The sequence below is a fragment of the Nonomuraea spiralis genome (assembly GCF_014648435.1).
Taxonomy (GTDB): Bacteria; Actinomycetota; Actinomycetes; order Streptosporangiales; family Streptosporangiaceae; genus Nonomuraea; species Nonomuraea spiralis.
Genome location: NZ_BMRC01000013.1, coordinates 65,867 through 79,622 on the forward strand (window position 1 = coordinate 65,867; position 13,756 = coordinate 79,622).

At 72.6% G+C, this 13,756-nt stretch carries 12 protein-coding genes; 6 read left to right on the plus strand and 6 right to left on the minus strand.

Annotated features, from left to right (window positions below; all coding sequences use genetic code 11):
• The first annotated feature begins 6 nt into the window (after positions 1 to 6).
• Genes IEZ27_RS29840 through IEZ27_RS29850 form a run of 3 tightly spaced genes read left to right on the plus strand, consistent with a single transcriptional unit; the run spans position 7 to position 3,055 of the window.
• A complete protein-coding gene (locus IEZ27_RS29840) occupies positions 7 to 684 on the plus strand; it encodes an FkbM family methyltransferase (RefSeq protein WP_185844889.1) in 678 nt (225 codons plus the stop codon).
• A complete protein-coding gene (locus IEZ27_RS29845) occupies positions 684 to 1,448 on the plus strand; it encodes an enoyl-CoA hydratase/isomerase family protein (RefSeq protein ID WP_189650298.1) in 765 nt (254 codons plus the stop codon). The genes IEZ27_RS29840 and IEZ27_RS29845 overlap by 1 nt, the downstream gene beginning before the upstream one ends.
• On the plus strand, positions 1,445 to 3,055 hold the full coding sequence (locus tag IEZ27_RS29850) for a CoA-transferase (protein WP_189650299.1): 1,611 nt from the start codon (positions 1,445 to 1,447) through the stop codon (positions 3,053 to 3,055). The genes IEZ27_RS29845 and IEZ27_RS29850 overlap by 4 nt, the downstream gene beginning before the upstream one ends.
• A 64-nt stretch (positions 3,056 to 3,119) precedes the next feature.
• On the opposite strand, the gene IEZ27_RS29855 is transcribed toward IEZ27_RS29850, so the two are convergent.
• Complete coding sequence (locus tag IEZ27_RS29855) at positions 3,120 to 4,316, minus strand: aminotransferase class V-fold PLP-dependent enzyme (protein WP_229824468.1); 1,197 nt, start codon at positions 4,314 to 4,316, stop codon at positions 3,120 to 3,122.
• Positions 4,313 to 5,098, minus strand: a complete 786-nt coding sequence (locus IEZ27_RS29860; RefSeq protein WP_125637949.1) for a tryptophan 2,3-dioxygenase — start codon at positions 5,096 to 5,098, stop codon at positions 4,313 to 4,315. The genes IEZ27_RS29855 and IEZ27_RS29860 overlap by 4 nt, the downstream gene beginning before the upstream one ends.
• A 239-nt stretch (positions 5,099 to 5,337) precedes the next feature.
• Between IEZ27_RS29860 and IEZ27_RS29865 the strand changes: the two genes are divergently transcribed.
• On the plus strand, positions 5,338 to 6,621 hold the full coding sequence (locus tag IEZ27_RS29865) for an acyltransferase family protein (RefSeq protein WP_189650300.1): 1,284 nt from the start codon (positions 5,338 to 5,340) through the stop codon (positions 6,619 to 6,621).
• 118 nt (positions 6,622 to 6,739) lie between these two features.
• Here IEZ27_RS29865 and IEZ27_RS29870 read toward each other — a convergent pair whose 3' ends face one another.
• The 4 genes from IEZ27_RS29870 to IEZ27_RS29885 all read right to left on the minus strand — a co-directional run bounded on the left by IEZ27_RS29870 (position 6,740) and on the right by IEZ27_RS29885 (position 10,615).
• Positions 6,740 to 7,192 (minus strand): DUF1579 family protein, encoded by a 453-nt coding sequence (locus IEZ27_RS29870; RefSeq protein ID WP_125637951.1) that lies wholly within the window; start codon positions 7,190 to 7,192, stop codon positions 6,740 to 6,742.
• A gap of 67 nt (positions 7,193 to 7,259) precedes the next feature.
• Entirely contained in the window at positions 7,260 to 7,667 is a 408-nt protein-coding gene (locus tag IEZ27_RS29875) for a DoxX family protein (protein WP_125637952.1), read from the minus strand.
• 18 nt (positions 7,668 to 7,685) lie between these two features.
• Positions 7,686 to 9,107: a multicopper oxidase family protein gene (locus IEZ27_RS29880; RefSeq protein ID WP_229824469.1), complete on the minus strand. Its 1,422-nt coding sequence runs from the start codon at positions 9,105 to 9,107 to the stop codon at positions 7,686 to 7,688.
• 194 nt (positions 9,108 to 9,301) lie between these two features.
• A complete protein-coding gene (locus tag IEZ27_RS29885; protein WP_229824470.1) occupies positions 9,302 to 10,615 on the minus strand; it encodes an extracellular solute-binding protein in 1,314 nt (437 codons plus the stop codon).
• 148 nt (positions 10,616 to 10,763) lie between these two features.
• On the opposite strand from IEZ27_RS29885, the gene IEZ27_RS29890 reads away from it, so the two are divergent.
• Positions 10,764 to 11,981, plus strand: coding sequence for an NAD(P)/FAD-dependent oxidoreductase (locus tag IEZ27_RS29890; RefSeq protein WP_189650303.1), 1,218 nt, complete (start codon positions 10,764 to 10,766; stop codon positions 11,979 to 11,981).
• 11 nt (positions 11,982 to 11,992) lie between these two features.
• Complete coding sequence (locus IEZ27_RS29895; protein WP_189650304.1) at positions 11,993 to 13,750, plus strand: non-ribosomal peptide synthetase; 1,758 nt, start codon at positions 11,993 to 11,995, stop codon at positions 13,748 to 13,750.
• Positions 13,751 to 13,756: the final 6 nt, after the last annotated feature.

Genomic DNA, 13,756 nt, shown 5'->3' on the forward strand with positions numbered 1-13,756 from the left:
GACCAGATGCGCAACCAGACTGTCGCACCGGAGCGGGTGAGCACCCGTTGGGAGGATCACCTGCCCGACCTGCTGGACAAGCTGGGATTGCCGGCCGAAGGGGCGGTCCAGGTGGGCGCGCACCGAGGTCAGGAGGTGGAGGCCCTCACCAGGTGCGGCTTCCGCCGCCTGGTCATGATGGAGCCCAACGGCGACCACCTGCCCGCGCTGCGCGAGCAGCTCCGGCTGCACCACCTGTCCGCCGGGCTGCCCGAGCCCGAGCACGGCCACCCCGCCCGCGAGGTCGTGGCGGCCTGCGCCGGCGTCGAACGCGGGCAGGCCACACTCAACGTCACCCCCTACGACAAGCAGTCCAGCATGCTGCCCCCGCTGCTGCCCATGGCCGTCGTCCGCCAGGACGTCGTCCCGGTGATCCCCGTCAGCGAGGTGCAGCACGGCTGCAACGTGCTGATCGTGGACGCCCAGGGCGCCGAGCTGGAGGTGCTGGCCGGCACCGACCTGGACCGGCTGCGGCTGGCCGTGATCGAGGGCAGCGCCACGGCCCGCTACAGCGGCGGCTCGACGCTGGACAGCATCGCCGAGTACATGACGGCCCACGGCTGGCGCGAGGTGGCCGCCTGGCCGCACCTGCGTCCCGGCGTCGTGGACGTCGCCTGGCTGGCCCCCTGGCCCACCCCGTTCTGATGCGCCGCCCCTCGGCCGGGAGCCTGGAGTGCGAGCGCCGCGGCGCGGTGGCCGTCCTGCGGCTCAACCGGCCTCACGTGCGCAACGCGCTCGGGTCCGGGCTGGTCGCGGAGCTCGGCGGCACGCTGGCCGCGCTGGACGACGACCCCGAGGTGCGCGCGGCCGTGCTGACCGGCGCGCCTCCGGGGTTCTGCGCGGGTTCGGACCTGAAGGAGCTGTCCGGGATGACCCGGGAGGGCATGGTGCGGCACGAGGCCGACACCGGCCGCATGGCCAGGGGCGTCCAGCACCTCGGCCTCCCCGTGGTGGCCGCCGTCGAGGGCTTCGCGCTCGGCGGCGGCTTCCTGCTGGCCACCGGCTGCGACGTCGTGGTCACCGCCGAGGACGCCCGCTGGCACCTGCCGGAGGTCCGGCTCGGCTGGGTGCCGCCGTGGGGCATCCAGAGCCTGGCCGCCCGGGTCGGGCCCGTGGCCGCGCGGCGGCTGGTCTGGGGCGAGCGCCCGCTGACCGGCCGCGAGCTGCACGGGCTCGGCGGCGCCGACGAGCTGACCGGGCCGGGGGAGGCCCTGGACGGCGCGCTGGAGGTGGCGGCCAGGCTCGCCGCGCTGCCCCCGCACGCGGTCGCCTCCGCCAAACGCGCGCTGACCGACGCCGTCAACGGGCCCGCCGAGACGCTCGACGCGCGTACGGGCTGGATGTTCGGCGCCGACTGCGCCTCCACCGCGGCCCGCGAGAGCCTGGCCCGCTTCGGGGTCCGGTCATGAGCGGCGGGCCCGGCCGGTCGCACGGCGCGAACGGGCGCGGCCGTACGGGGAAGGTGTGCGGGGCGGCCGAGGCCGTCGCGCTCATCGCCGACCACCAGGCCGTGGCCAGCACCGGCGTCATCGGCTGGCTCACCCCCGACGCCCTGCTGGCCGCGCTCGGCGAACGCTTCGCCACGACCGGCGCGCCGCGCGAGCTGACCTTCTACTTCCCCTGCGCCACGGGGGACGCCGTCGGCATCGGCGGCATGGACCACGTGGCCAGGAAGGGCCTGATGCGCCGCATCGTGTCCGGCTCGTTCATCAACCCCCGCCACCCCGTGACCGGCGCCCGTCCCGCCCTGACCGAGCTGATCCAGAACGACCTCGTCGAGGCGTACAACTGGCCGATGGGCGCCGCCATGCACTGGCTGCGCGAGGTGGCCAGGGGCGGACCCGGCTACCTGACGCGGGTCGGCCTCGGCACGTACGCCGACCCCAGGCACGGCGGCGGCAGGTTCACCGGCCTGGCCCAGGAGGACCTGGTGGAGCTGGTCGAGCTGCGCGGCGAGGAGTACCTGTTCTACCCGTCCTGGCCGCTGCACGCCGGCCTGGTCCGGGCGAGCTCGGCCGACCCCGACGGCAACCTGTCCTTCGAGGACCAGCCGCTGTTCTCCAGCGCGCTGGCGATCGCCCTGGCGGTGAAGGCGTGCGGCGGGACGGTGATCGCGCAGGTGTCGCGGGTCGTGCCCGCCGGGACGCTGCCCGCCCGCGAGATGCGTGTCCCCGGGGCGCTCGTCGACCGGGTCGTCGTGGTCCCGGACGCCCCCATGACCACCGGCGTACGGCACGACCCCGGCTATCTCGGGCACGTCCCCGACGTCGTCGCGCGCGTGCCCCGGCTGCCGTCCGGCCCGGACAAGGTGATCGCCCGCCGCGTCGCCAGGGAGGTCCGGCCGGGCGAGACCTCGATCTTCGGGTTCGGCGCCTCCTCCGACGCCGTCCTGGCCATGGCCGAGGACGGCCTGCTGGACGAAGGCCGCCTGGCCGACCACCTGTTCACCACCGAGCACGGCTCCTTCGGCGGCATCGTGATGAGCGGCTGGCAGTTCTCGGCCAACTACTCGCCGAGGGCGCTGCTCGACGGGCCCTCGCAGTTCGACTTCATCGACGGCGGCGGTTGCCCGTTCGCCGCGCTCGCCTTCGCCCAGATCGACGCCGACGGCAACGTGAATGTCAGCCGGTTCGGCGCCGCCAACCCCGGCGCCGGCGGGTTCGTGGACATCGCCCACAATGCCAGGCGCCTGGTCTTCGCCGGCACGCTGACCACCGACGGGCTCCGGGTGGACTGCGGCGGCGGCGGGTTGCGGATCCTGGCCGAGGGGCGGGTGCGCAAGCTCGTGCCGCGGGCCGGTCACGTCACGTACCGGCTGGGGGAGGGGGTGCGGCGCGGGCAGTGGGCCAGGATCGTCACCGAGCGCGCGGTCCTCGACGTCACCTCCGGTGGACTGGAGCTCGTGGAGCTCGCGGACGGGGTGGACCTGCGCCGCGACGTGCTCGACCAGATCGGCTTCCCGGTCCGGGTCTCACCCTCGCTCGTCCCCATGGACCCCGCCCTCTTCCTCCCCTGACCGCCCTCGTCCACCGCAGCCGGGCCGCCCGTGATCGGGCGGCCCGGCTCGCGTCCGTCCCACCTCATGCCGCGCGGCTCGTGGCGCTCAGGGCGCGGATCTCCTCGGCCAGGTGGTCCATGGCCGCGCCGAGCTGCGCGTCCGACAGGTACGGCGCCGGCCCGAGCCGCAGGTGGTCGCCCCGGCTGTCGGCCTGCACCCCCCGAGCCGCCAGCCCCGCCCGCAACCGCCCCGCGTACGGCGAGCGCAGCGCGAGGAACCCGCCGAACTCCTCAGGGGCGGCGTCCCGGTCCCGGCTGATCACGTGCTCGGGCGCGTCGATCGCGTCGAAGCGCGCCGCCAGCAGCCCCCGCTGCCGCAGCGACACCGCCCGCAACACGGGCGGCGTCAGCCCCTGCCCGGCGAAGAAGTCGAACACCCGGGCCGCCCGGTAGTGGCTCACCGGATCGTAGGTCGCCCCCGCGAACCGGGCCGCCCCCACCGGGTAGCCGACCCGCCCGGCCGCCCGGGGATCGTCGGCCAGCTCGGCGAACTCCGCGTACCAGCCGGTCACCACCGGCCGCAGCCGGTCGGCGTGCGCCGGCAGCCGCAACACGCAGTTGCCCTCCCCGAGCTGGAGGTACTTGTACCCGCCCCCCACCACCCAGGCCGAGTCGATGCCCGCGGTCGAGAACGGCACCACCCCCAGCGCGTGGTAGGCGTCCACCAGCAGCTCCACGCCCCGGCGGCGGCACGCGGCGGCGAGCGCGTCCAGCCCCGGCACGATCCTGGACGTCTCGAACAACACCGCCGAGACCAGCACCGCGGCCGTACGGTCGCAGGCGGCCTCCGCCAGCCGCGCGGCCAGCGTGCCCGCGGGTTCCGGCGGGACCACGACCACCTCCACGCCCTCCTCGGCCAGGCGGGCGAGCTGCCGCCGCAGCGTGTGGAACTCGCCGCCCGAGGTGACCAGCCGGGGCCGGCCGCGCAGGTCCAGCGCCGACAGGAAACGCAGCACCAGCTCGTGCGTGCTGGACCCGAGGGCCAGCTCGGCGTACGGGTCGCCGAGGAAGAGCCGGAACCCCTCCCTGACCCGGTCGGCCTGCTTGAAGGCGGCGGCCCACTTGTCGTCCACGTCCCTGGCGGCATCGGCGAAGGCCTCGATCTGCCCGTCCAGCGCCGCGTCCGGCCAGGCCTGGTGGGAGTGGCCGGTGAGCAGCAGCCGGTCGGCCGCCCGGAAGGCCGCGTAGTGGGGCGCCAGCCGCGCCGAGAGGTCGTTCACGCCCGGCTCCTGACCGCCCACAGGTCGGGGAAGGACGGCGCCAGCGAGGCGCGCAGGTACTCCCCGCCGCTGGAGCCGCCGGTTCCCGGCCGGGCGCCGATGGTGCGTTCGACCATCTTCAGGTGCCGGTAGCGCCACTCCTGCATGCACTCGTCCAGGTCCACCAGCCGCTCGCAGAGCTGCGCCGCGCCGGTGTCGTCGGTGTAGACGCGCAGCAGCAGGTCCTGAAGGGCCTCCGACGGTTCCAGCGGCAGCCGTACGTCGCGGTGCAGCCGGTCCTGCGGGACCTCGTAGCCGCGCAGGTAGAGGTAGGTGAGCAGCGAGTCGTACAGGGTGGGCCTGGACATCGCGGCCTCGATCCGGCCGCGCGCCGGGGTGCCCTCCTGCTGGCCGAGCAGCATGCGCTCGTCCCGCCGGCCCATGACGGCCTCGATCTCGCGGAACTGCGCCGACTGGAAGCCGCTGCTGGTGCCCAGCTTGCCGCGGAAGGTGGCGAACTGGAACGGTGTCATGGTCTCCATGACGTCCATCTGGGACACCGCGAGTCTCATCAGCTTCAACGACCGGTGCAAAGTCCGCATGGCGTGCGCGGTGAATCCGCCGGCGAGTTCGAGTTGCAGCTCGGCGAATTCGTGCAGCAGTTGTTTGAACCACAGTTCGTACACCTGGTGGACGATGATGAACAGGGTCTCGTCATGGCTCTCGGAAACCGGCCGCTGTGCCTGAAGAATCTCCTCAAGCGCCAGGTACGACGAATACGTAAGAACGGTGTCTTCTCTCATGGCCTCAACGATGCGCGCCCGCCGGAACGCGGACCAGGCCATTCCCGGGCAGCTACCTGCCCCGCCGGGACCGCTTCCTGCAATTCCGGAGAAACGCATTCCGGAAGATGTGGAAACGCCCGTCCACCGGCCCGCGCGATTCAGCACGACACGAGATGCGGCCGCCCGCGACCGCGCGTGACGATGGCGCCGAGGGGGCGCCGAGCCCCATCAGCGAGCGAACTGCGAGGAAACATGCCATGACCTCACCGGAGATCATCAAGAGGGGCGGCGACGGTAAAAGGGCCCCTCGGCTCGACGGGCTGCGCGGATATCTGGCGCTGGGCGTGATCGTCGTGCACGTGGCCTTCGCCGCCGGCGTCATCGGCTTCTACGACAAACCGGCCGTCGGCATCTGGCCCGTGCTCATCCAGGGTCTCAACGTGCTGCTGCCGCCCTTTTTCGTGATGTCCGGCCTGCTGCTGTACCGGCCGTTCGCCAGGGCCACGATCGTCGGCACGCCGCGCCCGGAGATCAAGGGCTACCTGATCAAGCGCATGCTGCGGATCCTGCCCGCGTACTGGCTGGTGGCCGTGGCGGCGCTGCTGCTGCTCAACCTCAAGAGCGTGGACGGCCCCTGGTACGTCCTCAGCCCCCTGCTGCTCACGCACTACTACGTGCCGGGCCCCGAGGCGGGCTACGCCGGCCTTGAGCCCACCTGGACCGTCCCCGCCGAGGTCACCTTCTACCTGGCGCTGCCGATCCTGGCCTGGATCTTCGACCGGTACGCCAGGAAGGGCGCCGACCCCGGCGCGAAGGCCCGCCGCCTGCTGGTCCCGCTGGGCGTCTTCGTGCTCGTCGGCCTGGCCTGGACCGCGTACACGCACCTGGAGTCGATGGGCCCGTTCCCGTACGAGTACTTCTGGGTGATCGGCTTCACCGGCTTCCTGGCCATCGGCATGGGCCTGGCGATCCTGTCGGCGTACGCGGAGGCCAAGGACACCACACCGGCCTTCTACCGCCTGGTGGCCCGCCGGCCGCTGCTGTTCTGGCTCGGCGCGGCCGTCGTGTACGTGATCAACTGCATCCGGCCGTTCGGCAAGCCCGGCATGGCCGACTACGCCACGGTGCCCGAGGCCATGGCCGAGATGGTGTTGTTCCTGATCTTCGCGCTGCTGGTCATCGCGCCGGTGGTGGTGCCCGGGGTGCACTCGAGGGTCATCGACGCGGTGCTCACCAACCGCCCGATGCGCTTCTTCGGCCGCATCTCCTACGGCGTCTATCTGTGGCACTTCATCCTGCAGTACCTGTGGCTGCAGAACGGCAGCATCTTCGGCGCGGCGCCGGTGCCGATGCCGGTGGTGATGGGCAAGTCCGGCTTCTGGGAGCTGCTGGCGGTCGTGCTCGTGGGCACGGTGGCCGTGGCGACGGTCAGCTACTACCTGGTCGAGCTGCCCGCGATGCGGCTGCGTGAGCGCCTGGTCGCCCGCCGTCCCGCCGTCCCGCACGAGCAGACCCCCGAAACCCCCCGCGTCCCGGTCTGACCCCCGCCCCGCCGTCGGCCGCACGACCTGCGGCGGGCGGGGAGGAGCCAGGCCCCGGAAAGCTGACAGCCGGCGCGTCCCGTGGACGCGCCGGCTGTCCCCGTCGGTGGGTACGCGGTCAGCCCGCGCGGGTCATGGTGGCCTCGTAGCCGCCCCCCGGCCACTCCCAGCGGCCGCTGATGGTCCGGCCGTCCTCGCTGAGGGCGCCGCTGAACCCGGCCGGCGACCCCTCCGCGCCGAACCAGATGTTGAGGTCGCGCCCGTCGAGCTTCCACACGTACGTGAAGGAGTTGCCGGTGCTGTCGAAGTAGTGCGACCGCAGCGTCCCGCTCTCGGGGTCGTGGCCGATGTACTCCACGCCGTTCATCGTGGCGCCGCCGTGGTCCATCTCGACGCGCTGGACGAGGAAGAAGCCGCCGTCCATCCACTCGAAGGCGAGCCGTCCGCCGGTCGCCTCGCCGGTGCCGAAGTCCTTGCCCGTCATCTCCCAGGTCCCGACCAGCGGTTGCAGGGTCTGGAGCGAGGGGTCGGGGGTGGGGAGCAGGTTCTGCGGGTTGGCGGTCTCTGTCATGTTCCCTCCACGGATGTGAGACAGGTCGATGCCCGGTACGCGGATCGCGTACCGGGCGAAGGGGAGATCACTTGGCGCCGAAGAACGCCTTGACGCGGGACCAGCGGCCCCAGACGACCAGGGCCAGGACCACCAGCAGGACGGCCTCGATCACGGGCACGCCGCCCAGGGCGATCGCGTTGGTCCCGGCCGCGCCGATCAGCAGGCCGATCAGCGCGAGCGCGGCCACGCCGCTCAGGCGCGGGATCAGTAACCCGATCGCGCCGGCGACCTCCAGGACGCCGACCGCGAACCGGAACCACTGGCCGGCGCCGATGGTCTCGAACATCTCGACCATGGTGGGGTCCCCGGCGAGCTTGAGCACGCCGCCCAGGCCGATCTGGAACGCCAGGAGGACCTGGGCGACCCAGAGTGCGATGTTGACGCCGCGACCGGTGGACCGGCCGACGGCGGTGGTGCTGTTCGTGGTGCTCATGCAGTCCCTCCTTGGGAGCTAGCTGACGATCTCCATCTGGCCCATCATCCCGATGGCCGAGTGCTCCAACATGTGACAGTGATAGACGTATCGCCCCAGGTAGTCGGCGAAGCTGGCCTGGAAGCGCACGGTCTCGCCCGGCTGGATGAGCACCGTGTCCTTCCAGCCCGCCTCACCGGGCAGCGGGGCCTTGCCGTCCCGGTCCAGGATCCTGAACTGGGCCAGGTGGGTGTGGAAGTTGTGCGGGACGCCGAAGCCCGACCCGCCGACGTTCGTGTCGGAGTTGGTGACCTCCCAGACCTCGCTGGATCCGCGCCTGACCTGCATGTCGACCCGGTTGGGGTCGAACGCCTGGTTGTTGATCAGGGCCTGGATGTTGACCGGGTCCAGGCTGAGGGTGAGCTGCCTGGTCTGCGTGGCCGCGGCCAGCGGGACCATGGCGCGCAGCCGGTCGGGCACGCGGCTGCGGTCGAGGGCCCGGCGCTCGACGTCGAACCGGAGCACGGGCCCGCTCACGTCCTCCAGGGTCACCTGCGTGCCCAGCGGGTACGCGCCGAAGTCGATCACGACCTCGGCCCGCTCGCCCGAGGAGAGCACCAGCTTGTTCGTCGGCACCGGCGCCGGCAGCAGCCCGCAGTCGGTGGCGATCTGCGTCATCTGGGCGCCGTTGCCCAGGGACAGCTCGAAGATCCGGTGCGCGGAGCCGTTGAGCAGGCGCAGCCGGTACTTGCGGGCCGCGACCTTGAAGTAGGGCTGGGACTTGCCGTTGGCCATGAGCGTCGGCCGGTTGTAGGGGTCGGCCGGGTCGAAGACGAGCCCGCCCTGGTCGTCGAAGAGCGCGTCGCGCAGCAGGATCGGCACGTCGTAGGCCCCGGACGGCAGGCCGAGCTGCTGCTCGTCGGTGCCCTCGACCAGGTAGAAGCCGTGCATGCCGCGATAGACGTGCTCGGCCTCCATGTGGTGGGTGTGGTCGTGGTACCACAGGGTCGCGCCGGCCTGGTTGTTCGGATAGTCGTAGGTCTTCGACTTGCCGTTGGCGATCAGGTCCATCGGGTAGCCGTCGCTGGCGGCCGGCACGCGGCCGCCGTGCAGGTGCACGTTCGCCTCGTGGCCGAGCTTGTTGTCGAAGGTGACCAGCGCCCGGCGGCCCTGGCGGACGCGGATGGTGGGGGCGGTGAACTGGCCGCCGTACGTCAGCACGGGGGTGCTCACCCCCGGCAGGATCTCGGTGGTCGACGGCTGGATGGACAGCCGGTAGAAGTCGATGCCGGGCAGCGTGGCCACGGGGGCCAGCACCGGCGGCAGCGGCATCGCCACGCTGAACGGCGCCACGCTGGCGCCGGTACGGACCGCGGGGACGCGGCCGCCGTGGTCGTGCATGCGCATCATGTTCTGCGCCTGCGCCTGCTGCTCCGGCTCGCCCAACAGCCCGCGGGTCACCGGGGCCAGTGCGGCGCCTCCTGCCAGGCCACCGAGAACGATCAAACGCCGTCGGCTCAACATAGGGGGAACTCCCATCGGATTTCGGAGTCGCCATGTCCGAGCGTGGCATCGCCCGCCGGCACGGTCTTCTTCTGGATTGCTCACTTCACGGCCGGATGCCGTGGGAGCCGCCGCCGGGAGGCGGCGGTCGTTCAGCCCACGGACAGGCGCTGTGGGGTGCGCCCGCCGAGGCAGTCGGCGTTGTAGGCGTCGAGCAGGCCCTGCGCCCGCCGCGACGCCTCGGCGAAGCAGTCGTCGGGGTCGGCGCCGTCCAGCACCCGGGCCATGGCCCCGGTCATCAGGTCCTGGATCCCGGCGAAGTCCCCGAGCACCGCGCCCAGCGCCGCCGGGGAGCCGTCGGCCGCGCGGAGCTGGGCGGTCGCGGCCCGGTGCACCGGGTGCCGGTCGAACCAGCCCTCGCCCTCCAGCAGCCCGGCCGCGGCCCGGGTGACCGGCAGGAAGCCGGCGGCCCGGTGCCACTGCGCCGCGTTGCCCGCGCTGAGCAGGTGCTGGACGAACGCCAGCGCGCCGTCCCGCCGCTCCGCGGGCAGCCCGTCGGTCAGCCAGAGCGCCTGACCGGAGACCAGGTGCCCGGCGCGGGGCAGGCTCTCGTTGTGCGGCAGCGGGCTCGCCGTCACCTCGAACCCGGCCGCCCGCCCGTGCTCGGCGATCATGCCGGCCACGACGGACGACACGATCGTGAACGCCACCCGCTGCTCGCCGAAGGCCCCCAGCGAAGGACCCCAGTCGCCGGGCTCGCCCGCGCGCAGGTAGTGGCCCTCGGCGTGCAGGCGGCGCCACCAGGTGACGTAGGCCAGCAGCTCCTTGGAGGCGAGGTCGACCCGTCCGGCCCGCCCGGAGCGGCCGTTGCCGTGGTCGGCCAGCAGCCCGCCCTGCCCGGCGACGGCCTGCTGGAACAGCCAGCCGTGGTTGGCCCAGGAGACGCCGTGCGACGGGCCGCCGGGCAGCGCCCGTACGGCGGCGCAGGCGCGCTCAAGCTCCTCCCAGGTGGCCGGCGGCGCGTCGATCCCGGCCGCGCGGAGCAGGGTGGCGTTGCTGAGCAACACCGCCGTGGTCGCCGTCGCGGGCGCGGCGACCAGTTCGCCCTGATAGGTGTAGTGGCCGCGTACGGCCGGTTCGAGGTCGGCGAGCACGACCGGCTCGCCGAGGATCTCCGCGCGGCCCCCGACGGCGCGTTCGATCGGGACGAACAGCGGCGCGCCGGAGCGCGACCGGGTGTCGAGCGCCAGCCGGGTGGCGGTGGCGTAGTACTCCGCCAGGTCCGGCGGCTCGCCGCGGCCGGCCGCGCGGGCCACCTCGGCGGGCAGCTCGCGGAAACCGTGCCCGGTGAGCTCGATGCGGAGGCCGGGGTGCGCGGCCTCGAAGTCGTCGGCCATCCTCCTGATCGGGCCCAGGTAGTCCGGCAGGGGATGCTCGGCGATCCAGACGCTGATGACCGTTCTCATTCGCCTCATGATGAACGCGGCCACCCCGCCGCACATCTTGTGAAATGCGGTGTTTCGTGAGCTCAGACAGCAATTCAAAGGATGTGGGCGCCGCGACGTGAATGTGACCCTGACTCCGAGTCGCAGAGCGGCGAAACGGAGGAACACGGTGATCAACACTCATGACGAGTTCGACGTTGTCGTGATCGGCGGAGGCCCTGGCGGCTCGGGTACGGCGGGACTGCTGGCCCAGCGCGGACACCGGGTGCTGGTGCTGGAACGGGAGAAGTTCCCGCGCTACCACATCGGCGAGTCGCTGATCACAGGATCGATGCCCACGCTGGAGGAACTGGGGCTGAAGGACAGGCTCGACCAGATGGGGTTCGTCAAGAAGTACGGCGGCACCCTGTTGTGGGGCAGGAACCAGGGCACCTGGGACTTCCGCTTCGCCGAGGCGTCCAACTACGAGTACGCCTACCAGGTTCGCCGTGCCGACTTCGACTCCCTCCTGCTGGCCAGGGCCAGGGAGCTGGGCGCGACGGTGTTCGAGGAGGCCACGGTCAAGGACCTGGAGTTCGAGGGTGAGCGCGTCACCGGCGTCACGTACACGGTGAAGGGCGACGCCGAGCCGCGCACCGCCCGCTGCCGCCTGCTGATCGACGCCACCGGGCAGCAGCACCTGCTGGCCCGCCGCTTCGACCTCATCGAGTACCACGACGACCTGCGCAACATCGCGGTCTGGTCGTACTGGCAGGGCTGCAAGCGCTACGGCGGCACCCGCTTCGGCGACACCGTCACCGAGAACCGTCCCGCGGGCTGGTTCTGGTTCATCCCCCTGCACGACGGCACGGTGAGCGTCGGCTACGTGACCCCCATCGACGAGTACAAGAAGTCCGGCAAGAGCCTGGAGGACCTGTACGCCTCCGAGCTGGCCGCCGCCGAGGAGGTCAGGGCCCTGACCGAGGGCGCGACCCGGGTCAGCGGCTTCCGCAGCATCCGCGACTGGTCCTACACCTGCACCAGGTTCCACGGCCCCGGCTGGGCCTTGGTGGGCGACGCGGCGGCCTTCATCGACCCGCTGCTGTCCACCGGCGTCGGCCTGGCGCTGCGCGGCGCGCACGGGCTGGCCGGCGCGGTGGACGAGATCCTGAACGACCCGGCCTCCGAGGAGGCGGTGCTGGCGCGCTACGAGAAGGACTACCGCGAGTTCCTGGACTCCCTGCTGGACTTCGTGCGCTTCTTCTACGACCGCACCAAGCACAAGGAGGAGTACTGGGACCGGGCCCAGAAGACGCTCGACCCGACCAAGCTCCGCCCCCGGAAGATCGACTTCGCGACGATGCTCTCCGGGGTCTCCGGCATCCACGCCATCTTCCACGACGACTGAGGAACCTGCTGATGTCGCCTACAACTGTGCACGGACACGTCGCCGAGCAGGCCAGGCGCACGCCCGACGCGGTCGCGGTGTCGGCGGGCCCGGTGCGGCTGACCTACCGCGAGCTCGACGAGCGGGCCAACCGCCTCGCCCACCGCCTGCGCGGGCTCGGCGTCGGCCCCGAGACCCCGGTCGCGGTCCTGATGGAACGCTCGGCCGAGCTGGTCGTCACGCTCCTCGCGATCCTCAAGGCGGGCGGCTGCTACCTGCCCGTCCACAGCGCCTACCCGGCCGACCGCCGGCAGTGGATCGTCGACTCGTCCGGGACGCCCGTCCTGGTCGCCGACCGTACCAAGGCCGGCGAGGGCCTGCCGTCGGCCCCGGCGGTCGTGCTCGCCGACGACCCGGCCGACGCCCTGGCCGGCGAGCCCGCCACCGCCCCCGAGGACACCACCGGGCCCGGCGACCTGGCCTACGTCATCTACACCTCGGGCTCGACCGGACACCCCAAGGGCGTGGCGGTCACCCACTGGGACGTGCTCGGCCTGGCCCTCGACCCCTGCTGGGACACCGGCGCCCACGAGCGCGTGCTCATGGTCGCGCCGTACGCGTTCAACGTCTCGACGTACGAGCTGTGGGTGCCGCTGCTGCACGGCGGCCGGATCGTCGTGGCGCCGCCCGGCGAGCCGGACCTCGACACCCTGCGCCGGCTGATCCGCGAGGAGGAGATCACCGGCCTGCACCTGACCGCCGGGCTCTTCCGCGTCGTGGCCGAGGAGGGGGCCGACTGCCTCGCCGGGGTCCGCGAGGTGCTCACCGGCGGCGACGTGATCGTCCCGGCCGCGGTCCGCCAGGTGCTGGCCGCCTGCCCGGACACGACCGTGCGGGCCATGTACGGCGCCACCGAGGTGACCCTGTTCTCCACCCACTCGCCCATGACCGCCGGGCACGAGCTGGGGACGGTCGTCCCGGTCGGCCGGGCCATGCGGGACGTGCGGCTCTACGTGCTCGACGACCGCCTGAGCCCCGTCCCCGGCGACCTGGAGGGCGAGCTGTACATCGCGGGCAGGGGAGTGGCCCGGGGCTACTTCGGCCGCCCCGACCTGACCGCCGAGCGGTTCGTCGCCGACCCGTTCGGGGAGCCCGGCGAGCGCATGTACCGGACCGGCGACCTGGTCCGGCGCAACGACGACGGGCAGATCGAGTTCATCGGGCGGGCCGGCGACCAGGTCAAGATCCTGGGCTTCCGGGTGGAGCTCGGCGAGGTGGAGGCCGTCCTGGGCGCCTATCCCGGGCTGGCCCACGTCGCCGTCGTGGCCGGGCAGTCGGCGCAGGGCGACAGACGCCTGGTCGCCTACGTCGTGCCCGCCGGGGACGCCCCCGACCCGGCCGCGCTGCGCGCCCACGTCAAGACGTCGCTGCCGGACTACATGGTGCCCACCGCGTTCGTCGTGCTGGACGCGCTGCCGCTGACCGCCAACGGCAAGGTGGACCGCGCGGCCCTGCCCGACCCCGACACCGAGCCGGGCTCGGCCTACCGCGCGCCGCTCAACCCGCGCCAGGAGGTCCTGTGCACGGTGTTCGCCGAGGTGTTCGGCGTCGAGCGGGTCGGCATCGACGACAGCATCTTCGACCTGGACGTCCAGTCGCTGCTGGCGATGCGGCTGGTCAGCCGCATCCGCGCGGCGCTCGGCGTGAACCTGACCATCCGCGACCTGTTCGACGCGGCGAGCGTGGCCGGCCTGGACGAGTGGCTAGAGGCCGGCGCGCGCACCCAGTGAGAGGGA